At 68.4% G+C, this 21781-nt stretch carries 12 protein-coding genes and 1 pseudogene; 11 read left to right on the top strand and 2 right to left on the bottom strand.

The annotated features are described in order from the left end of the window. The first annotated feature begins 151 nt into the window (after window positions 1–151). The 5 genes from FNH08_RS02675 to FNH08_RS02655 all read left to right on the top strand — a co-directional run bounded on the left by FNH08_RS02675 (window position 152) and on the right by FNH08_RS02655 (window position 8007). Window positions 152–1435 (top strand): ABC transporter substrate-binding protein, encoded by a 1284-nt coding sequence (locus tag FNH08_RS02675; RefSeq protein ID WP_152769596.1) that lies wholly within the window; start codon window positions 152–154, stop codon window positions 1433–1435. A 41-nt stretch (window positions 1436–1476) separates the two neighbouring features. Further along, the gene (locus tag FNH08_RS02670; RefSeq protein WP_322723540.1) at window positions 1477–2388 is read left to right on the top strand and encodes a carbohydrate ABC transporter permease; all 912 of its coding nucleotides are present in this window, start codon (window positions 1477–1479) and stop codon (window positions 2386–2388) included. Beyond that, window positions 2385–3203 carry a carbohydrate ABC transporter permease gene (locus tag FNH08_RS02665; protein ID WP_322723538.1) on the top strand — a complete coding sequence of 273 codons (819 nt, stop codon included), beginning with the start codon at window positions 2385–2387 and terminating at the stop codon, window positions 3201–3203. The genes FNH08_RS02670 and FNH08_RS02665 overlap by 4 nt, the downstream gene beginning before the upstream one ends. 185 nt (window positions 3204–3388) lie before the next feature. Then, a complete protein-coding gene (locus tag FNH08_RS02660) occupies window positions 3389–5719 on the top strand; it encodes a beta-glucosidase family protein (protein ID WP_228033829.1) in 2331 nt (776 codons plus the stop codon). Window positions 5720–5841: 122 nt separating this feature from the next. After that, entirely contained in the window at window positions 5842–8007 is a 2166-nt protein-coding gene (locus tag FNH08_RS02655; RefSeq protein ID WP_152769595.1) for an RICIN domain-containing protein, read from the top strand. 148 nt (window positions 8008–8155) lie between these two features. Here the strand turns inward: FNH08_RS02655 and FNH08_RS02650 are convergent, their stop codons facing one another. Beyond that, window positions 8156–11071 carry a glycosyl hydrolase 115 family protein gene (locus FNH08_RS02650; RefSeq protein WP_152769624.1) on the bottom strand — a complete coding sequence of 972 codons (2916 nt, stop codon included), beginning with the start codon at window positions 11069–11071 and terminating at the stop codon, window positions 8156–8158. Between the two features lie 361 nt (window positions 11072–11432). Between FNH08_RS02650 and FNH08_RS02645 the strand changes: the two are divergent. Beyond that, a pseudogene (locus FNH08_RS02645) lies at window positions 11433–12695 on the top strand (NtaA/DmoA family FMN-dependent monooxygenase); the annotation flags it as partial. A 115-nt stretch (window positions 12696–12810) separates the two neighbouring features. Beyond that, complete coding sequence (locus FNH08_RS02640) at window positions 12811–13422, top strand: malonic semialdehyde reductase (RefSeq protein WP_152769594.1); 612 nt, start codon at window positions 12811–12813, stop codon at window positions 13420–13422. 27 nt (window positions 13423–13449) lie between these two features. Here FNH08_RS02640 and FNH08_RS02635 read toward each other — a convergent pair whose 3' ends face one another. Beyond that, window positions 13450–13815, bottom strand: a complete 366-nt coding sequence (locus FNH08_RS02635; protein ID WP_322723537.1) for a winged helix-turn-helix transcriptional regulator — start codon at window positions 13813–13815, stop codon at window positions 13450–13452. An 89-nt stretch (window positions 13816–13904) separates the two neighbouring features. Here FNH08_RS02635 and FNH08_RS02630 point away from each other — a divergent pair, with 89 nt between their 5' ends. The 4 genes from FNH08_RS02630 to FNH08_RS02615 all read left to right on the top strand — a co-directional run. Next, window positions 13905–15614: an MFS transporter gene (locus FNH08_RS02630; RefSeq protein ID WP_152769593.1), complete on the top strand. Its 1710-nt coding sequence runs from the start codon at window positions 13905–13907 to the stop codon at window positions 15612–15614. 1805 nt (window positions 15615–17419) lie between these two features. Beyond that, the gene (locus FNH08_RS02625; RefSeq protein WP_152769622.1) at window positions 17420–20290 is read left to right on the top strand and encodes a CRISPR-associated endonuclease Cas3''; all 2871 of its coding nucleotides are present in this window, start codon (window positions 17420–17422) and stop codon (window positions 20288–20290) included. 303 nt (window positions 20291–20593) lie between these two features. Beyond that, window positions 20594–21187 (top strand): type I-E CRISPR-associated protein Cse1/CasA, encoded by a 594-nt coding sequence (gene casA / locus FNH08_RS02620; protein ID WP_152769592.1) that lies wholly within the window; start codon window positions 20594–20596, stop codon window positions 21185–21187. A 24-nt stretch (window positions 21188–21211) separates the two neighbouring features. Further along, window positions 21212–21781, top strand: a 570-nt coding sequence (locus FNH08_RS02615) for a transposase (protein WP_194238337.1), incomplete at its 3' end; no start/stop codon positions are given.

The raw sequence follows: 21781 nt of genomic DNA, 5'->3' as shown, positions 1-21781 counted from the left end.
AGCCACAGGAGCAACGGTACGCAACCCTTGCGTAGGCACCTGACGGGCATGGCCCTCGAACCTCATCCCTCAGCGCACACAGGCCCGGGACGGCCTGCCGGTGGAGTGCACCCGCGAACGGGATCCTGCCGACCCCGAAAGGTGTTCAACGATGAACAGAGTGTCCAGACGGTGGTTTCTCACCGCCACGGCGGCGACCACGCTGAGCGTCACCGTGACGGGCTGCGGCTCGTCCGACAGCAAGGCGTCCGGCGCCACGGGCAACGTGGACTTCTGGACCCTGCAGGACCCGACCAACCCGGTGCAGAAGGCGGCCGTGACCACCTTCAACTCCACCGGGCACGGCAAGGTCACCCTGTCCGTGATCGCCTCGGACGGCTACAAGGACAAGCTGCGCACGGCGATGGGCTCGGCGAAGATGCCCGGGCTGTTCTTCAACTGGGGTGGCGGCAGCCTCGACGACTACGTCAAGGCGGGCAAGCTGGTCGAGCTCGACAAGATGCTGGAGGCCTACTACCTGCCCTCCGCGCTGGAGGCCGGCAAGGTCGACGGCAAGCTGGTCGGCGTCCCGTGCCGCGGCACCCAGCCGGTGTTCCTCTTCTACAACAAGAAGGTCTTCGCCGACGCCGGCGTCGAGCCGCCCAAGACGTACGCCGACCTGACGAAGCTGGTCAAGGTGTTCAGGCGCAAGGGCGTCACGCCGTTCGCGCTCGCGGGCAACGCCAGCTCCTCGTGGACTGAGCTGATGTGGGTCGAGTACCTCGTCGACCGCCTCGCGGGGCCGGTGCTCTTCCAGCGGATCCAGGACGGCGACTGGTCCCAGTGGCAGGACCCGGCGGTCCTCAGGACCGCGCGGATGATCAAGGACCTCGTGGACGACGGCGCCTTCGGCAAGAGCTTCGGCTCGGTGAACTATGGCGCCGGCGGCACCTCCACCCTGCTGTCCAAGGGCAAGGCGGCGATGGTCCTGATGGGCTCGTGGGAGTACGCCGTCCAGCAGGGTGAGGACCCGGACTTCGCCAAGAACGGCCTGGGATACGTGGCCTTCCCCTCGGTGGAGGGAGGCAAGGGCGACCCGAAGAACGTCGTCGGGAACCCCACCAACTACATCTCGGTGACCACCGCCGCTCCGAAGGAGACCGCGGCGGAGTTCCTGAAGACCACCTACAGCGACGACTACGTCCAGGGCCTGGTCGAGAAGGGCGAGGTGCCGGTCACGACGAACGCCGAGAAGCTGCTCGCCAAGGCGCCCGACCCGGCGTACGCGAAGTTCCAGTACGACCTCGTGCAGAAGGCCCCCTCCTTCACCCAGTCCTGGGACCAGGCACTCGGCCTCACCCTCGGCACCCCACTGCTCACCGAGATCCAGAAGCTGTTCAACGGACAGAGCACTCCGGAGAAGTTCGTCAGCGCGGTGCTGGCGAGCAAGAAGTAGGAAGGCACGTCCACGTGGTCTCCGCAACGACCTCCCGGCCCGTGAGCAAGACCCGGGCGCGCGACCGGGCCGCTCCTCCCACCCTGGAGCGGCCTGGCGTGGCCTGGGCGATCCCCGGGCTGCTGTTCTTCCTCGTCTTCGCCGTCGCGCCCATGGTGGGGGTTCTCTACCTCTCCTTCACCCACTGGGACGGCCTGAGTACGCCCCGGTTCACGGGCACGGAGAACTGGTCGCGCTTCTTCAGCGACAGCCAGGTCGGGCAGTCCACCCTCGTCACGGGAATCCTGCTGGTCGGCAACATCGCGGTGCAGGCACCGATCAGCATCCTGCTGGGCGTCTGGTCGGCGGGCCACCAGCGCAACCGGGCCGTACTGTCCGCGGTCTTCTTCCTGCCGTTGCTGCTGTCCACGGCGGCCACCGCCGTCATGTGGAGGCAACTGCTCGACCCGAACTTCGGAATCCCCTCGACGTTCGGACGGCTCTTCGGCGGCACGACCGATCCGCTCGGCACCCAGCAGGGCGCGATCGCCTGTCTGGTCCTCGTCACCAGCTGGCAGTTCATCCCTTTCCACAGCCTGCTCTACCAGGGTGCCGCCCGCGCCATCCCGCACACGCTGTACCAGGCGGCCGCGATCGACGGAGCGGGCCGGGTCCGGCAGTTCTTCCACATCACGCTGCCGCAGCTGCGCAACACGATCATCACCTCGACCACCTTCATGGTCGTCGGTGGTCTCACGGCCTTCGACATCGTGTTGCTGCTGACCAACGGCGGGCCCGGTACGGACACCTCGATCCTGCCCTTCTCCATGTACCAGACCGCCTTCCGCACCTACGACTACGGCTACGCCAGCGCCATCGCGGCCTTCCTGCTGCTCCTGGCCACCTGTGCCTCGGTCCTTCTCACCAAGCTCAGTGGGTACGACAAGATGACGAGCACCCTGGAGGGGCTGTGAGAACACGCCCCAACTACGCGGCCGGCGCCGCGGCGTTCGTCTGGCTCCTGATCATCGGCATCCCGCTGTACGCGCTGGTGAACACGGCGGTCCAGCCCCAGACGACGTACACCGACAAGGGCCCTGTCTCCCTGCCCTCGGCGGTGACGGCGGACAACTTCCGCACGGTGCTGGACAGCGGGTTCCCGCAGTACATCTGGAACACCCTCGTCGTGGCGGCGTCCACGGTCGCCATCGTGCTGGCGCTCGCGATCCCGGTCAGCTACGCGGTCGTGCGCGGGCGAGGCTGGATTACGAAGGGAGTGTTCCGTCTGTTCCTCCTGGGGCTGGCGATCCCCTCGCAGGCGGTGATCATCCCGCTCTTCCTCATCGTCAACAACCTCGGTTTCTACGACACCCTCTGGGGCATCGTCCTGCCCACCGCGGCGTTCGCGCTGCCGGTGAGCGTGCTGGTCCTCAGCGGCGGGATGCGGGACATCTCGTCCGAGCTGTACGAGGCAATGGCTCTGGACGGCGCCAGTCCCGCCAGGACACTCGTGAAGCTGGTCGTGCCGATGTCGCGCTCCGCGATCGCGACGACGTCCGTCTTCACCGCCCTGCAGGCGTGGAACGGCTTCCTGTTCCCGCTGATCATGACCCAGTCCGAGGACACCAAGCTGGTGACGCTGGGCCTGTACAACTTCGTCTCCGAGTACGGGGCGAATGTGCCGGCCCTGCTGGCCGCGGTGCTGATGTCCGCGCTCCCCATCCTCGTCGTCTACCTCTTCGCGCGACGGGCCCTCGTCGCCGGTCTGATGGGTGCAGGCGGCAAGTAATCCACCGACGCCCGCTCGGGCCTGGTCCGGCAAGCCTCCGACGCCCATCGCCCGGACCCGGTCCGGACATCGTCGACCCGAGCGCTCCTGCCTCTCGGTGCTGCCCGCATCTCTTCGTCGACTCCTTCACCAGACCGCTCGCGGGGCTTGATCGCGCCTGCGCTCACCACAGAAATGGACGACCCTTGACGATCAGCGACGAACGCCCGACGACCGGGCTGTGGAACGACCGCGCTCTGCCGACGTCCGTCCGCGCGCGAGCCCTGCTCGATGCCATGACCGAGTCCGAGAAGATCGCGCAGCTCGGCAGCACCTGGCCGGGATTCAGACCGTCGTCCGGTGACGTGGCCCCGATGCAGGACAGCTTCGGCGACCCCGAGAGCTTCGACGAAGCGATCGCCGACGGTCTCGGGCACCTGACCCGGGTGTTCGGCACGGCTCCGGTTGCTCCGGAGGCCGGCCGCGAGCGCCTGGCCGCACTCCAGGAACAGGTGTGCGCCGCGAACCGATTCCGTATCCCGGCCATCGCCCACGAGGAGTGCCTGACCGGGTTCACCACCTGGCAGGCCACCGTCTACCCGACCCCGCTCGCCTGGGCAGCCACCTGGAACCCGGAACTCGTGCGGCGTATGGCGGCGGCGATCGGTTCCGACATGGCGGCCGTCGGCGTCCACCAGGGTCTGGCCCCCGTCCTGGACGTGGTGCGCGACTACCGCTGGGGCCGGGTGGAGGAGACCCTCGGTGAGGACCCCTACCTGGTCTCCGAACTCGGTGTCTCCTACGTGAAGGGGCTGCAGTCGTCCGGCGTCGTCGCCACGGTGAAACACTTCGCCGGCTACTCCGCCTCGCGGGCGGCACGCAACCATGCCCCGGCCGCCGTCGGTCCACGGGAGTTCGCCGACGTGATCCTCCTACCATTTGAGAAGGCGGTGGTCACCGGGCGCGTGGACTCGGTGATGAACGCCTACAACGACGTCGACGGCCTACCCTGCGGCGCCAACGACACCCTGCTCTCCGGACTCCTGCGCGACCGCTGGGGGTTCGAGGGCACCGTGGTGTCCGACTACTGGTCGATCGTGTTCCTCGCTTCCATGCACCACGTGGCCGCCGACCTGCCCGGTGCGGCACGGTCCGCGCTGCACGCCGGCATCGATGTCGAGCTGCCCCACACCTCGGGCTACGGGGAACCGCTGCGCTGCCTACGGGAGAACGGCAGCGTCCCCGCAGACCTGCTGGACCGCGCGGTGTTGCGCGTCCTGAAGCAGAAGGCCCGACTCGGCCTGCTGGATCCCGACTGGCACCCCGGCCAGTACACGGCGCCCGCGGGCTTCGACTCGCCCCGCAACCGCTCCCTGGCCCGCGGCCTCGCCGAGCAGTCCGTCACACTGCTCGACAACGACGCGGCCGTCCTGCCGCTCGTCTCTCCGAGCTCCGTCGCCGTCATCGGCCCCGCCGCCGACGACACTCGCTGCCTGTTCGGCTGCTACTCCTTCCCCAACCACGTCCTGCCCCACCACCCCGACACTCCCATGGGCATTGACGCCCCCACGATCCTCGACGCCATCCGACAGGAGTTCCCCGACGCGGTGGTGCGCCACGAGGCCGGGTGCCCGATCACAGGGGACGACCGCAACGGCATCGAAGCGGCCGTGGCCGCCGCCGCGGCGGCGGACGTGACCGTCCTCGTCGTGGGCGACCGCTCCGGGATGTTCGGGGAGGGCACCTCGGGCGAGGGCTGTGACGTCGGCGCGCTGACGCTCCCCGGAGTACAGGAGGACCTGGTGGAGGCCGTCCTCGCCACCGCGCAACGGGCCGTGCTTGTCGTCGTGTCGGGCCGCCCGTACGCGATCGGCCGGCACGCACGCGCCGCGGACGCGACCCTGCAGGCCTTCTTCCCCGGCGAGGAGGGTGCCGTGGCGATCGCCGGCGTCCTGTCCGGGCGGGTGAACCCCTGCGGACACCTGCCCGTCCAGATCCCGGGCGACGCGGCAGGCCAGCCCGGCACCTACCTGGCGCCCCCGCTCGCCCTCAAGAGCGACGGCGTGAGCAACATCGACCCGACACCCGCTTTCCCCTTCGGGCACGGCCTGTCGTACACGACCTTCGAGATCGGGGACGTGGACGTCGAGGAAGCGGTCGTGGCGGTCGACGCGACGATCACCGTACGGGCCACGGTCTCCAACACCGGCGACCGGGCGGGCACGCTGGTGCCCCAGCTCTACCTCACCGACCCGGTCGCCTCCGTCACCCGCCCCGTCCGCCAGCTGATCGGCTTCACCCGCGTCGATCTCACCGCCGGTGAGAGCCGTGCCGTTGAGTTCGAGGTCCACACGGACATGACCAGCTTCACGGGAACGGATCTGCGCCGACGCGTCGAGCCCGGTGCGATCACGCTGACCGTGGCGCAGTCGGCGGGCGACCCGGGCTCCCCCGTGCAGGTGCGACTCGAAGGCGACACACGCGGGGTCGACCACACCAGGGTGATGACCACCGCCGTCACGGTGCGGTGGGACTGACGGCAGGGCCTGGAGCGTGGTTTGTTCCTCAGCCGACGTACGTCGCGTTCCTATTCGGTCGCGGAGCTTCCCTCTCACCAACACGTAGCCGCCAACAGTACAAATCAGAGGAGCCGCAAGAAATGCAACCATGGGCAAGGAAGGCTCTCGCGACCGCGACAGCTTTCGGAGTCGGCGTGGCGTTCGCCATCGCCTCCGTGACGAGTGCGTCGGCGTATCAGCCGAGCCAGGCGAACCTGTATGTGGCGGACAGTCCCTCCACGTGCAACAAGAAGCCCTGCGTTCTGTACCCGAAGTCGGCGCAGCTCCCGGGCGGCCGAATCGTGGCAGCGTTCGAGAACAGTCAGGGCGCTCCTGTGGGGCAGACCATGCCGGTCTACAAGAGCGACGACGACGGCACCACGTGGCAGAAGCTTTCGGATGTCAAGGCACCTGCCTATCTCTCGAACGATTCCCCATACGCGAAGTACACGAGCAACTGGACCAACCCGTATTTCTACGTGCTCCCGCAGGACGTCGGAAACCTGAGCGCCGGCACGCTGCTTCTCGCGACCGTCGTCTCCGGTGACGACTACTACTACCAGGAGCGGAAGGCCGCCGACCCCAGCTGGACGCCGACTGGAGACGGCGACCGCAAGGACGTGGCGATCGCGTTGTACTCCAGCACCGACCAAGGCGCGACGTGGAGCTTTCAGAACATCATCGCCGCCGGGGGATGGGCGGGCTCGGTCGTCTCGACCGCCAACACCCACGCGCAGAAGGATCCGGTCTGGGAGCCGTATCTGGAAGCCCGGGGCGGTCAGTTGGTCGCCTACTACTCCGACGAGAACGACTTCACCGGCTATGACTCCGGCACCGGAGTGCCGGCCCTCGACCCGGACAACGACACCGCGACGGACTCGGGCGGCCAGATCCTCGCGCACAGGACGTGGAACGGCAGCAGCACCTCCCCCTGGAGCCGGCCGGTAGTCGATGTCCCGGGCACCACGGTGAACAACAACGGCAAGACGGAGATCGGCGGCGGACGCCCCGGCATGACGACGATCGCCCCGACCACCGACGGCAAATGGCTCCTCACCTACGAGTACTGGGGCGGCGGCGCGAACGTCCGCTACAGGCTCTCGGACGACCCGCTGAAGTTCTTCTCGGGCACGGACGCGACGATCACCTCCCTGCCCGTCCCCTCGGGCGGACACACCCTCGCGACCGGCGGCAGCCCGGTGCTCATGGCCATGCCGGACGGACGCATCGTCTACAACGCCGCCGGCAGCGCCAGTGTCTGGGTGAACGAGTCAGGCCTGAGCACAGGCACCTGGAAGGAGTACCAGACGCCGATCATCTCCGGTTACAGCCGTAACCTCCAGTACGTCGAAGGCACGGGGCGCGTTCTCATCCTCCAGGCGGGGTTCGGCGGCGGAGGCATCGGACCAGTCCGCTACGCCGAGGTGGACCTCGGCCGGTCCCAGGGTGCCTACTACACCCTCGTCAACCGTCTGACCGGTCAGGCCCTCAGCCCCGCCGGCGGAAAGACGCAGGACGCGAACCTCACCGGAGACGTCCCCGACATCGTCCTGGCGAACCGGAACTCCACGGACGACTCACAGCGCTGGCACCGGACGGCCAATGGCAGCAACGTGACCCTGCTCAACAAGACCGGCGGTCGCGCGGTCGGGATCTGGACCGGCGCTGCGACGGCCGGACAGAAGCTGGCCCAGTGGGTCGACGACGGAGCCACCGACAAGCAGTGGACGCTCGTCCCATCAACCAATGGCTACTACAAGCTCCGCTCGGTCCGCGACAGCAGCCTGTACATGACGGGCGCGACCGCGAACGGCGCCGTCACCCTGGCGACGTCGACCGACGACGGCTCGCAGGACTGGCAGCTCGTCCAGGACCCCCTGCCCACGGACTCCACCTTCACCTTGAAGGGCGCCAACTCCGGCCGCTGCCTCGACGTGCCGAACGGTCAGACGGGCGTCCAGGTGCAGATCTACGACTGCTCCGGTAACGCCAACCAGACCATCACGCAGACCACCGCCGGCGAACTTCGCGTCTCCGGCAACTGCCTGGCCGCAGCCGGCGACGGCACCACCGCGGGCACCAAGCTCATCCTCTGGCCCTGCAACGGAAAGTCCAGCCAGAAATGGTGGTTCCGCCTGGACGGATCCGTCATCAACCGCTCCAACGGCCTGGCCGTCGACGTCGCCAACTGGGCGACCGCCAACGGCTCGAAGGTGCAGCTCTGGACCGCCCTCGGCAACGCCACCCAGAGGTGGAGCCGAGGATAGGAACTCGATCGCGGTACCACGGCTCGTCCATCCACAGCGTCTCGTAGGGACGGCGGCTGACATCGGAGTCCGGACGACACCCGGACCCGCAGCGCGGAGCAGCCCGCCTCCTGTCCTCTGCGGCCAGTTCCCTGCGGATCCTGACGCTCTACCGGTCCGGTGAGTCCAGGCCCTCCACGGACACCGGATCGGGACTGAACACAGGGTGGTAACTCTCCGGCGGTGCGAGGTAGGTGGTGGGTAGGCCGCCGGTGTCGATAACGATCTGGTCCACGGCGATCGCGGGGTCGGCCATGAACAGCCGCAGGACGTGGTCGCCCGGCTCGGTGACGGTCACCGTGGCAGTCAGTTTCTCCACGCCGTCCTCGACGTTGCGGGCCCACGCGTCGCCCCGGTTGCCGGTTGCGATGGCCTGGCCCGAGAGGACGGTGACCTGCTGGTCGTCGAGGGCCAGGGCCAGTCGGCGGTGACCGCGCTCGTCGAGAGAGGGCAGACGGAAGACCGTGACGGGGAAGGTACCGGTGGTGGCGAAGCGCACCAGGTACCGCAACTCCGCTGCTTCGGTGGTGAAGTCCGTAGTGACCGGGACCGCCGTCGACGGAACCGCCTCCACCGCGCCCGAACGGCGGCCGAGCCCCCGCACGGTCCGCCAGCGGCAGCCGTTGCGCGCCACCCGCCGGTCGGCGTGCACAGCGTCCATCGACACGTATCCGTGGGCCTCGACGAAGCCGCGGACCCGCCGACGCGCCCGCTCCCCGTCGTTGCGTACCCGCAGCGGCACCTCGACGCGCTGCCCGGCGCCGGCGACGGCGACCGTGGCGTCGTGTGTGCCCTCGGGCACGCGAGCCCAGTCGATTTCCACCCACACACGGGTCTGCTCGGTGAAGGAGCCGCCCGCCTCGCTCAGCCTCACCCAGGGATGGCTGGACTCGGCAGTCCAGTCCATCGCCAGGAAGCCGGTGTTGAAGACGTCCACGAAACGCCGGTCCCGGGTGTAGGAGGAGAAGGACAACGCCCGGTCCACTCCGGTCTCGTTCCCCTCGGATGCCACCCCAAGCCCGGAAGTGTCCTGCCGGGCCACCCTGGTGACGCTCGGACGGCCCGGCGCCTTCGGGATCTGCGACGGGTACGGGTTGACGATCCCGTCCCATTTTCCGCCCGCCACCTCGGTGTTGTACCGCTCGGTGATCGCCACTTCATCGGCGTGGGCGGCCTCGGCCAGGTCCGCGAAGCGGTTGGTCCCCGCCCCGCGCCCCTGGCGCACGGCGAGCGCGTTGCGGTCCGCCCAGTAGTACTTCAGGTTCATCAGGTACGCGCCGTGCACCGGGTACTCGACCAGTTCGTAGAACGCGTCCCGGTAGGTCTCCGGCAGCTTGGTCCCCAGCGCTCGGACCCGCTTGAGCAGCCGGTCGTACGCCCCCATCCGGTGCCCCGCCTCGTCGCCGTGGTGAACCGCGGAGAGTAACCCGCGAGCGATGAACTCCGGGCGCAGCTCGGCCGCGAGCCGGTAGTACTCGGTGCGGATCGCCGCGATCTCCCGTCCGTGGAGGCGCCCGAACTGCCGCCCGGCCCACTCGGCCAGGAAGTCCTCGACGTCGTCCGCGCCCCAGCGGTCCACGTCCCAGGCCATGTCCATGGAGAAGGACAGCCCGGTCTCGATCGACTTGATGTCACCGACGTTGAAGATCCACATCCGGTCGGCGCCGTGCTCGTACACACGCCGCAACTCCTGCCAGACCTTGGCCGGTTGGGTGGTGTCCAGCCAGAGGTAGCTCTTGGGGCGGCCCCAGTAGGAGAGGTGGTAGTAGATGCCGTTGCCGCCCTGGCGGCGGCGCTCGGCCTCGGTCGGCAGCTGCCGCATGTTGCCGTGGTTGTCGTCCGGCCAGATCAGCGTGACGTCGTCGGGGACCTGGACACCCGCGTTGTACAGCTCCAGGACCTCCTTGTACGGGATGAAGATCTGCGGCTGGGCCGCGGTGCCGATCTCCTCGGCCAGGATCCGGCGCTGGTCGGCGATGATGTCGTTCATCACCGCGACCTTCTCCGGGACGGTGGTGGCGTGCCGGGTCTCCAGCGCGCTGTCGTGCAGCCCGCGCATGCCGAGCGTCCAGCTGCTGTCGTACGCGGCGTTCTGCCGGGCCCGCGCCCGCCAGTAGTCGGAGATGACACCGGGGTCCACCGTGTAGTCGTAGAGCGGCAGGCTGCCGTCCGCGCCGCGGTGCTCCTCCGCCCAGGGCGCCCACTCGTGGACTCCGTTGCGCAGCAGGGCCTCGGGGTGGCTGGAGCCGACGACGATGCCGTAGCGGTCGGCCAGTTCGGGGTTCTCGCGGTGCTTGTTGAAGAAGTCGGAGTACGGGTGCATGGCCGGCCACAGGTAGTTGGCCTTGAGACGCAGCAGTAGCTCGAAGATCCGCTTGTACGTCTCGGGGCCGATGTTCTTGTCCGGCTCCTGGGTGCGGTGGGACCACGTGGTGAGGTTCTGCTCGTCGTTGATGAAGACGCCCCGGTAGCGCACGGACGGCTCCAGGCGCTTGAAGGTGCCCGTCGGCAGGGTCACGGTGTCGCGCCGTACGACCGGCACGTCTGCCCACCAGTACCACGGCGTGACGCCGAGCCGCTCCGAGGTGTCGTAGATGCCGTAGACGGTGCCGCGCCTGTCGCTGCCCGCGATGACCAGCGCGCGATCCACCCCGGGTGCCGGACGGTCCACCACCTGAGTCACAGAGGCCTCCCAAAGGCCCTTCACCCGAGAGACATCCAGGCGCCCTTCGGCGACGAGCCGATCGACGACCGGGCTCGCGCCGATGGTGCCCACCAGGATCAGCCGTGTCGCGCGCTCCGGCAGGGTGTGCCGCAGTTCGGGCCGCACGCCGCTGACCCGTTCGACATCCGCTTGCAGATCGCCGGCTGCGCGGATCACCGCCGCGTCGTCGGCCGCGTCCACGAACACGTCGACCGCGGCGCCGTCCCGCACCAGCGTGAAGCCGGACCGGTCCGATGCCACGGCCCGCGCGGTTGAGGGAAGCGCGGCCGGAAGCAGCGGGGCCGCCCCGACGGCCGCCATGCCCCGCAGAAACGATTTGCGGCTCCACAGCGGCGGTTCCTGCGGTTCGGTGTGCGGCACGAGACGCTCCCTTGTCCGCGCCTGCCACGCCGACGGTCCTCGCGTGGACCGTCGGCGGGCTGAGCGCATGGCTGGTTGGGGAAGAGGCCGAAGTGCAACGGGTGACGCGAAGAGCGGCATGGCATGGCCATGCTAGAAAGCGCTTGCTGGCCTGACCCTAAGCCAGGCTCGGCCGGGACGTCCAGACCGGTGCGTGGGGACGCCTGTGGCAATGCCGTCGGCCGTCGTGCCGCCGCAGTGGTGCTGTGCAGTGAGAAGTGCCGCGATGAGGTGAACCTGCCCGGGATATCTCTGACCCTCCATGCTGCCTATCAGAAGAAGGCGATCAGTCCGGAGGGAAGCAACCGTGACACGGAAGTTCCATCTCGCCTGCATCTTCAACTTCACCCCGGACGACTGGCAGGGCCCGTTCGGCACCGGTGGCGCCCCCTGGGACGGCAGGTTCCACACGGAAGTGGCCCAGGCACTGGAGCGCGCCTGCTTCGACTACGTGATCATCGAGGACAAGCTCATGGTCCCGGAGAGCTACGGCGGCTCCTCTGAGCGGGCGCTGCGGCAGGGCATGGTCGTCCCCAAGCATGACCCGGTCCCGCTCGCCGTCGCGATGGGGCTGGCAACCTCCCACCTGGGCATCGTCGCCACCCTGTCGACCATGGCGTACCCGCCGTTCATGACCGCGCGGCTCGCCTCGACGACGGACAGCATGCTCGGCGGCCGGTTCGGCTGGAACATCGTCACCAGCGCCGAGGACCTGGCCGCCCAGAACTTCGGCATGGAGAAACTGCCGTCGTGGGACGTCCGCTACGCGATGGCCGACGAGTACGTCGACGTGGTCCGGCAGCTGTTCGCCTCCTGGGACGCGGACGCCGTCGTGCTCGACCGGGAGCAAGGGATCTACGCCGACCACACCAAGGTCCGGCCGATCCATTTCAAGGGCGAGTACTTCCAAGGGCGCGGCCCGCTGAACACCGTGCCCTCCCCACAACACCGGCCCGCGTTCGTCCAGGCCGGCGCCTCGCCCAGGGGCCGGATGTTTGCCGCCCGCAACGCGGACTCGGTCATCGCCATCGCCAACGGCCCATCCGGCATGAAGCAGTTCCGAGACGACGTGCGCAAACACGCCGAGGCCGCCGGCCGCGATCCCGACGAGGTCAAGGTGCTGTTCTGCGTCACGCCGACCCTCGGCGAGACAGAGCAGGACGCGCGGGACAAGTACGAACGGATGATCTCCTCGCCCCAGTTAATCCACGACATCCTCGCCGAGACGTCCGCGCTCACGGAGATCGACTTCGCCCAGTTCGACCTGGACAAGCCGCTGCCCTACCGGCTGGAGACCAACGGCGAACAGGGGTCGCTGGACCAACTGCAGCAGTGGGGCAGCGGCAAAACCCTGCGGGAGCTGGTCATGGACGCCGCCGGGGGGCTGGTCTCCTCAGTGGAGCTGATCGGCACACCGGAGCAGGTGGCCGAGCGGATGGGCGAGGTGATGGAGGAAGTCGGAGGCGACGGCTTCATGCTGACGACACCGGTGCTGCGGCTTAACCGCCGCTGGGTTGCCGAGGTCGCCGACGGCCTCGTGCCCGCGCTGCAACGCCGTGGCCTGACCAGGTTGGCGTACACGCCAGGGAACAGAACAACCTCCGGCAGAACCTCGCGGAATTCTGACACCGGCCGCAGCGATGACGACCCCCACGAAACCCCGGCTGGTCCTGGATGCAAGCGCCCAGGACGTGCTGTTCAGGCGGGCGCGCACCGTCGAACGCTTCACCGGCGAACCGGTCGACGACGAGACGATCCGGGCCGTGTACGACCTTGTCCGCGACGGCCCGACCGCTTTCAACCAGCAGCCCCTCAGGATTCTTCTGCTCCGCTCCTCGGAAAGCCGCACACGGCTGGCCGTCCATCTCTCGCGGAGCAACCGGGAGAAAACCCTGCGGGCGCCGCTGACTGCCCTGCTGGCGGTGGACAACGAATTCCACCGCAACCTTTCCAGATTGTTTCCCGGATTTCCCGGAGCTGCGGATCTTTACGCCGAGAATCGCGCTCTACGGGAACGGTCTGCGTTGCTGAACGGTGCGCTGCAGGCCGCTTATTTCATCATCGGGATACGGGCTGCGGGCTTGGCCGCCGGACCCATGAGCGGCTTTGACGAGGACGGCGTCAACCGGGAGTTCTTCCCGTCCGGCGACCTCTCGGCACTGCTCGTGGTGAACATCGGCCGGCCCGAGCGCTCCGGGGAGCGGCCGCGTGGGCCCCGCTTGTCCCACAGCGAGGTGTGTACGACACTGTGACGCCGCACCGTCCGGCCTTCGCCCCGCTCACGCGGGTGGGCGAGGGCCGGACGGGTCCTCGGGGCGTATTGTCTCGCGGTACCAGCGGCCCCACTTGTCCAGTTCCTCTGTGATGGAGTCCAGGCTGTGCCCGACCTCGGTGAGCGCGTACTCGACCCGCGGCGGCACTTCGCGGTACACGGTCCGCGCCACCAGACCGTCGGCTTCCAGTTCCCGTAACTGGCGGGTCAGCATGCGCTGGGTGATGCCCGGTAGCGCGCGCCTGAGTTCACCGAACCGACGGGTGCCCGCGACCAGCTGCTTGAGAATGGCCAGCTTCCAACGACCCCCGAGCATCTCCATAGCGAACTCGATCGCACAGTGATCCGGGGCTTCTTCGACGCTGGAACGCACGACTGACCTCCATTGGTATACAGCGTGACACTAAGGGACACCAAAGACCGTACTTGTGGCCCGCGTTGGTACGCCCTGAAACTGAGACTATGTCAAACAAGGAGGCGCCCGCACCGGTGCGAGCAATAGAAGAGACCGAACATAGGGACCCTTCGGCCGCCCCACCGAAGCGGCGGTGGCTGGTGCTGGCCGTAGTGTCGGGCAGCCTGCTGCTGTGCGGTATCGACCTCACCGTGCTGCACGTCGCCGTACCCAGCATGAGCCGGGAACTCGACCCCTCTCCCGCCGGGCTACTGTGGATTGTCGACGTCTACTCGCTCACGCTCGCGGCCCTGCTCGTGACCTGCGGCACCCTCGGCGACCGGATCGGCCGGCGCCGCATGGTGCTCAGCGGTTTTGTCACCTTCGGCTTCGCCTCGGCAGCGGCCGCCTTCTCGACATCGACGGCGCAACTCATCGCCGCGCGCGCCGCGCTCGGAGTCGGCGCGGCGATGATCATGGCCTCCACGGTGGCGATCATCAGGGTCGTCTTCACCGACGACCGCGAACGGGCCGTCGCCATCGGCATCTGGACAGCCGCCCACAGCGTTGGCGCCACGATCGGTCCGCTGGTCGGCGGTCTGGTCACCGCGAAGTGGGGCTGGGGTGCGGTCTTCTTGATCAACGTGCCCGTCATCGTCGTCATCTTGGCTGTCGGCGCCCGGGTCATCCCCGAGTCCCAAAACCCCGTTCCCCGCCGCTGGGACCTGGCCAGTGTGGCGCTGTCCGTCACCGGCCTGGCCAGCGTGGTCTACGCGCTCAAGCAGGCCGGCGAGCACGCCGGGGTGAACGGCGTCATCGTCATCACAGCCGTCGCCGGAAGCCTCCTGCTCTACCTCTTCGTGCGCCGTCAACGGCGCATCGCCGAGCCGCTGCTGGACTTCTCCCTCTTCCGTGAACGCCGCTTCACCACCGCCACCTTGTGCGTCATCGGCTGCTTTGGCTCCTACGTCGCCCTTCTGTTCTTCCTCACCCAGTGGCTCCAGCAGGTGGGCGAGTACTCGCCGCTGAGCGCCGGACTCGCACTGATGCCACTGGCCGGCGCCAACGCCATCGGCGCTGTCACAGCGCCCTGGGCCGCGAACCGGTGGGGCAACCGGTGGGCGCTCACCGGGGCGCTCGCCCTCTTCGCCACCGCCCTAGCTGCCATGGCCGCCGTCGGCGACACCGCCCACTACGGAGTGCTGCTCGTGCCGTTGCTGGGCGCGGGATACGGCGCCGGCATCGTGATGACCCTGGGCGCCGACTCCATCATGAGCGCCGCGCAGCCGGAACGCTCCGGGGAAGCAGCCGCCATCCAGGAGACATCCTTCGAACTCGGCGCGGGCCTCGGCGTAGCCGTCCTCGGCACCGTCCTGACGGCCGTGTACCGAACCGGCCTGCCCCAGGTACCGGGGCTCGGTCCGGACGGGCGGGCGACGGCCGAGGAATCGTTCGCGCACGCCGAGGACCTCATCGCCCACCTTCCGTCCGAAACCGCCCAGACACTACTGCGCGCGGCACAACAGGCCTACGATCAGGGCTTTACCACCGTGCTGACCCTCGCCGCCATCGGCTTGGTCGTCACCGCCGCCATGGCGGCCGTCCTGCTGCGCCCCCCCCCCCGAAGACGAGGTGACGAAGCCGCATTAGGACCGCAGTGCGCGCGTGTTCCGCTGCACGGCATGAACGGCGACGATGTGCTGACTCTCACTTCCCCGCCATGGGCGATCCTCATTCCGATGTCATTTGAGATGGCTCTATGGCCCGCTAGATGGTAGGAGAGATGCGGGATTGCTGTCAGACATGACATGAGAACTGTTGATGCAGGCATCTGAGAGTTGCCTGTTCATTCCACTGAGAATCACAATACGAAGAAGGCTGCGACCTGCTGTTTCGCTCTGAAGGTGTTCGGTGAGGTGACCTCCACGTGGCGCCACTCCGTCCACGTGTGCCGCCCGTCGCAGACTTGTCAGCAGGCTGTCCGATGGCCGATGAGTACAGCACTGGCGACCGCCGCTCGCATGTGCTGCACCTTGAACCGATCGACGACGACTCACTCCGGCTTGCGCGGGCCGCATGCTCCCGTGTTGTCGATCGAGGCACCCCCGCTCGCGCGGGCGCTACTGAGAGGAGAACTTCGGTGCCGCCAGGGGGTATGAGTCACTCCCGCTCGCGCTGGCTCTACAGGAACGTGCGGGCCAGGGCGGTCGGGCACTCCTGCTCGCGCAGGCTCTACGACGTGACCAGCGACGCCGGTGTCGCGGCCGACGCGTCATTCCCGCTCGCGCGGGCTCTATACGTCCACCACAATCCCCACGACGTCCGACAGATCGAGTCACTCCCGCTTGCGCGGGCTTGACGGGTGTTGCCAACCGAGTCTCGGCTTCGAGAATACTCCAGCCCTGTGTGGGCCGTGCCCTTGTGTCTGAAGACAGAGGACCAGGGAGCGGAGTTGCGCCTGCTCGCGCGGGATTTACCCCAAGTTCGCCCGGCGCGACGGCTTCGGGCCACTCCCGCCCATGCGGGCTCTACCGCCGCGCTCTGCCGCCTGAGCTGCGCGACCGCGTGTCACTCCCGCTCGCGCGGGCTCTCCAGGAACGTGCGGGCCGTTCGGCCAGGGCGGTCGGGTCACTCCTGCTCGCGCAGGCTCTACGGCGCGGGTGTTGCCAGCCGGGGCTCGGCCCCGAGACCACTCCAGCCCAGCGCCTGCCGTACCCCTGCGTCTGAACACAGAGGGCCTGGAGACGCAGTTACTCCCGCTCGCGCGGGCTCTACCTGGCCAGCAACGCGAATGATCCCCTCCGGGTCGCGTCACTCCCGCTCGCGCGGGCTCTACAGGTCCTCGGCAGTTCGAGGCCGGGCAGGATCGCGTCACTCCCGCTCGCGCGGGCTCCAACTTCTCCCCCAATCAGGGGACTTGCTCTGCTCCCGGCCGGCCACTCCTGCTCGTGCGGGCGCTGCAACGCGGCGGTTACCGTCCTGGACAGGAAGTCTGGGTCACTCCCGCTCGCCGAGGCGCTACCGGAATGTCGGGCGGGTCGTACGCCCGGATGGTGCGTCACTCCCGCTCGCGCGGGCTCTACTATCGGCCGGAGTCACTGGTGTGGCTGGAGGGCGATTCACTCCCGCTCACGCAGGCTCTACCCGAACGTCGAAGTGGACTTGGAGTATATCGCCGAGTCACTCCCGCTCGCGTGGGCTCCACGCCATGGAGCTCGGCGAGGTCGGTGGGATGGCCGCGTCACTCCCGCTCGCGCGGGCTCTGCAAACGGCGGATCCGAGCACCAGGAGCGTCCGCCGCGTCACTCCCGCTCGCGCGGGCTCTACGTGCCGGTGGAAATGCGTAGGGGGCGGCCGGACGCGTCACTCCCGCTCGCGCGGGCTCTACCCTTCTCGACCTGGGCACTCTTGGGCACTTTGCCTGTCATTTGCTTGCGACCGGCTACGAAAATGATGCCACATCAGAGGTTGAGGCCGTACGAGATGTACGGGCAGAGCGTGGATTCTAGCGGGCGCGAGGCTGATTGCTCTGCTTTTGCGTGATCATGTTGTCGTGGGTTCCGCGAGGTGGCAGCGTGTGGAGATGGGAGCTGTTGAGGACGCCCGGTACGACGGTGTTAGCCGTCGTCCCTGCGGGAAGTTCGATCGTGCGACGCTGAGGGTGTATTCGCTGCTGTTCCACCTGATCGATGTGGGTGCGGTGGCCGCGGTGCTCTGGGACCGGTTCCTGACCCCGAGCCAACGTAAGGTCATCAGCGCCGGGCTCGATGTCTCGCAGGAGCATGCGCGTTCGCTGGTGTCTTTCCTGGCTGCCATGCATGACATCGGAAAGCTAATTCCGAGTTTCCAGTCCTTTGAGCCCTCAGTACGCATACGGCTAGGGGAGGACCTGCTGGCGGACATGGGCCTGGTGGTGCACGTGCCGCACGCACGCGCGTCGATGCATGCGGGGCTGCATCTGCTGGGCGAGCTGGGATTCGCCGTCGGCGGTAACGACAGTCCCGCCGTCCGTGCTGCTCAGGGTCTGGGCGGGCACCACGGCCGGTTCCTGCAACTCGACGTGGACGGGGCGGCATCCGCCCACCGGGTGCAGGCCACCCTGGGCGGACCCGTGTGGCAGGACCTGCGCCGCCGCTACACCCGGCTGCTGTGGCACCTGTTCGGTGTCGACGAGGCTCCGGACCGGATGTCGGTCGAGGCGGCGGTGCTGATCACGGGTCTGACGATGGTTGCCGACCGTGTCGCGAGCCAGCGCCGGTATTGGGTGCCCAACGCGGACACTCCGTCCTTCGGGGCTGCCGAGCACTACAGTCACGCCCGCGAGCAGGCCGAGGAAGAGGTCGAGCGGCTCGGCCTTACCCGCTTCGCTTTGGACCGGGTCCCGTTCACCACCGCCCACCCGGGACTTGAGGAACCCAACGCTCTTCAAGCCTCCGTGATGGAGGAGTTGCCGCGGCTGGTCGCCGAGCGGGGGAGTGGCATCGCGGTGGTCATGGATGCCATGGGGGCGGGAAAGAGCGTGACCGCCCTGGAGATGGCGCGGATCTTCAACGAGCACTGTGGCACTCAGGGGGTGATGTGGCTGCTCCCGGCCACGGCCGCCGCCGACCAGGCCTACGAGGTCCTGGACCGGTACGTGCGCGCCCACCAGCCCGAGTACGCCCCCGTGATGCTGGTGCACCACCACAGCGACCTCAACGAGGCCTACACCGGCCGGCGCCTGTCCCCGGCGGACATGTCCGTTTTGGACGGACCACCCGACAGCCCGTTCACCGACGACCCGGACGATCTTGCGGCTGGCGACGAGACGGAGTCCGGCCCGGGCACCGCCGGCCCTGACCGATGGCTGCGCGGAGGGGACAACGCGCTCCTGGCCCAGTACACCGTCTCTACCACCGACCAGGCACAGATGGCTGTCCTCCCCGTCCGCTACAGCGCGCTGCGCATGCTGGCCCTGTCGGGCAAGACAGTCGTGGTCGACGAAGCCCACGCGCTGGACCCGTTCAGCCAGCTCCAGTTGCTGCGCCTGCTGCACTGGCTGGGAGCCCTGAACTGTCCGGTTGTCTTGCTGTCGGCGACGATGCCTGCGTCCACCGCCACCGAGCTGGTACGGGCGTACCTGTCCGGAGCCGGCCAAACAGGTCTCCACGGTGCCTCGTTCGCCCCCCGCTACCCCGGGTGGCTGTTCGCGGACGCGGCAACCGCCACCGCCCACCGCATGTCCGAACCGGCCCAGGACCGGCAAAGGGCCGCCCAGCGCAGGACCGCTCACATCCGCATCCGCCCGGTCACTTACCGGCGCCTCGAACAGACCGGCCGCACTGTCGACCCGGGGGAGCGCCTGGCCATGATCGCCGACACGCTCCAGCCGGTGGTCCGCCACGGCGGATGCGCGGCCGTGGTGTGCGCGACCGTCGCCGACGCGCAGGACACCTACCAATACCTGTGCCGTACATGGACCGGCCCACCGCACGACCTGGTCCTCGTCCACGCCCGGGTCCGGGGGTGGCGACGGCAGAGCACGCTGCGAGACCTCCGCCACCGGCTGGGGCCCGCCGGCCCGCGCCCGGCGCGCCTCGTCTTCGTCACCACCAGCCTCCTCGACATGAGCCTGGACATTGATGTCGACCTGATGGTCAGCGATCTCGCTTCTCTGGCACGCCTGCTGCAGCGCCTGGGGCGCCTGGGCCGCTTCACCCGTCTGTGGGCCGGGCAGGACCGCCGCCCCGCATGGTGGGACCGTGACAACAGCCCGACGTTGACGGTGCTGAACCCGGTCAACTCCCGCGGCGCGACCGCTCTGCCGCCCGGGTGGGGCACGGTCGAGCCCGCCGTCACCCTCCACGAAACCGCCCGGCTCCTCCTCACCCTGGAGAAGGAACCCCTTGTTGTACCCGACGATGTCCAGGCCCTCGTCGAACAGGTCCACGGTGTCACCTCCGGTTTCGCGGGGGAAACGACGCGTCTGCAGCAGATGGCAGCCACCCACCAGACCCGCACCAGTCGTCAGCAGCAGCTCAGCGCGATCCACCTGGCGCCCCCGGCGATACGGGTCTCGTCCCTGGCCGACCTGCACCGTCAGCACCTCACCACCGCCCAGGCGGCCACCCGGCCCGGCATCCTGCCCCGCCGCCTGCTGCCCTGCTACCGCGGCCCCGAGGGCACCCTGACCCTCGACGCAGCCGGCCTTCTCCCGCTCCCGGACCAGGAACACCTCAGCCGGCGCCACCTGCGCAGCATCCTGGAACACACACTGCCTGTCCCGGCCGCCTGGGTCACCCGCGCTTCCGACCGGCATCAGCCGCCCGAAAGCTGGAAGAAGCATCCTCTTCTCGCCGACACCGTGCTGCTGCCCACTGATTCTTCAACACGGGAGAGTGAACAGCGTTTCGGCCATCACTGGCTCCGCATGGACGAAGAACTCGGCCTCCTGCACCGCAAAGACCATCAATGATCACTGCACGTAACACTCAGGGCTGAAAGCATCACGCCACCCTTCGATAGTCGGACTTTCTCACCGGTCGCGAAGCGCTGTGGCGACATGATTCGCTGTGCCGCACACCACCGAACGCCCAGTCGCACATCGCACACCGCTCTGCCCCACAAGGGCGCTGCGATATCCCCTGCACAGCACCGGCCGCGCTCGGCCCGGCCGCAGCGTTGCCCCGCAGCAGCAAACTAGCCGAGAACATGCCCTGGTCCCGGCGGCCCGCACCCTGCCTCCTCACGCTTCTCCCTCTTTCCGGAAGACACCCCCGTGCCCTCGTTACCCCCGCCCGCCACGTTCAGCGCAGCCGACAGCCCCTGGATCGACGTCCGCTCCGGTGACCAGTACGACCAAGTGGGCCTGCGGACCCTGTTCCTGGACGCCCACCGCATCGACGATCTCGCCCTGCCCCACCCGCCGGCAGCCTCAGCGCTGCTGCGGGTCGCGGTCGCCATCACCGCCCGGATCACCGGCCTGGACGACCCCGAACTCACAGCCTCCCGATGGAACGCCCTGCGCCGCCGCTGCCTGGTCCAGGGCCGCTTCGACCCAGACGCCGTCCACGCCTACTTCGACCAGCACGGCTGGGACGTCTTCGACCTGGTCCGGCCCTGGCTGCAGGACCCCTCGCTGCGCACCCAGTGCCCCCACAGCACCGGCATCAACGTCTTCGTGCCCGGGCGCCCCGCCGGCAACAACTTGGCCTGGTTCAGTCCGCACAGCCATCACACCGCCGAACCCGTTCCCACCGCCGACGCCCTGCAGATCCTGCTCATCCACCACTACTACGGGCGTTGCGGCAAAGGCACCCCCCGCACTCTGGGGTCATGTCCCCTGTGGGGGTCTGTACGGTGGATGGTGTAACTCCCAAGCTGGAAGCGACAGTTGATGACTGACGTGACGAGTGACACCGAGGCCGGGAAGGCCGCTGTGAGTGGGACGGGCGCCGTGGACGACGGGCTGGTCGCCGAGCTGGTTGCCCGGGCCCAGGCCGGTGGCGTGAAGCTCACCGGGGAAGGCGGTCTCCTGCAGCAGTTGACGAAGCGGGTGCTGGAGTCGGCGCTGGAGGGCGAGCTCACTGATCATCTGGGGCACGAGCCCGGTGAGCGGGCCGAGGGCGGCCGGGACAACTACCGCAACGGGCATCGCTCCAAGACGGTGATCACCGAATCGGGGCCGGTCGAGATCGCAGTGCCGCGGGACAGGTCCGGGTCGTTCGAGCCGCAGCTGGTCAGGAAGCGGCAGCGGCGTCTGGGCGGCGTGGACGAGATGGTCCTGTCACTGTCGGCGAAAGGACTCACGCACGGGGAGATCTCCGCGCATCTCGCCGAGGTGTACGGCGCGGAAATCTCCAAGTCCACGATCTCCACGATCACCGACAGCGTGATGGCCGGCATGACGGAGTGGCAGAACCGTCCGCTGGACAGCGTCTACCCGGTCGTCTTCATCGACTGTGTG

The sequence above is a fragment of the Streptomyces spongiae genome, from assembly GCF_009377185.1.
Classification (GTDB): Bacteria; Actinomycetota; Actinomycetes; order Streptomycetales; family Streptomycetaceae; genus Streptomyces; species Streptomyces spongiae.
The sequence above is the reverse complement of the archived record's forward strand: the minus strand, read 5'-3'. Positions and strand labels throughout refer to the sequence as shown.

What these genes read in the sequence shown, in the direction of transcription:
- FNH08_RS02675 (WP_152769596.1), top strand. Translation starts at nt 152, where the DNA reads ATGAACAGAGTGTCCAGACGGTGGTTTCTCACCGCCACGGCGGCGACC.
- FNH08_RS02655 (WP_152769595.1), top strand. Translation starts at nt 5,842, where the DNA reads ATGCAACCATGGGCAAGGAAGGCTCTCGCGACCGCGACAGCTTTCGGA.
- FNH08_RS02650 (WP_152769624.1), bottom strand. Translation starts at nt 11,071, where the DNA reads ATGGCGGCCGTCGGGGCGGCCCCGCTGCTTCCGGCCGCGCTTCCCTCA.
- FNH08_RS02640 (WP_152769594.1), top strand. Translation starts at nt 12,811, where the DNA reads ATGACGACCCCCACGAAACCCCGGCTGGTCCTGGATGCAAGCGCCCAG.
- FNH08_RS02630 (WP_152769593.1), top strand. Translation starts at nt 13,905, where the DNA reads ATGTCAAACAAGGAGGCGCCCGCACCGGTGCGAGCAATAGAAGAGACC.
- FNH08_RS02625 (WP_152769622.1), top strand. Translation starts at nt 17,420, where the DNA reads ATGGGAGCTGTTGAGGACGCCCGGTACGACGGTGTTAGCCGTCGTCCC.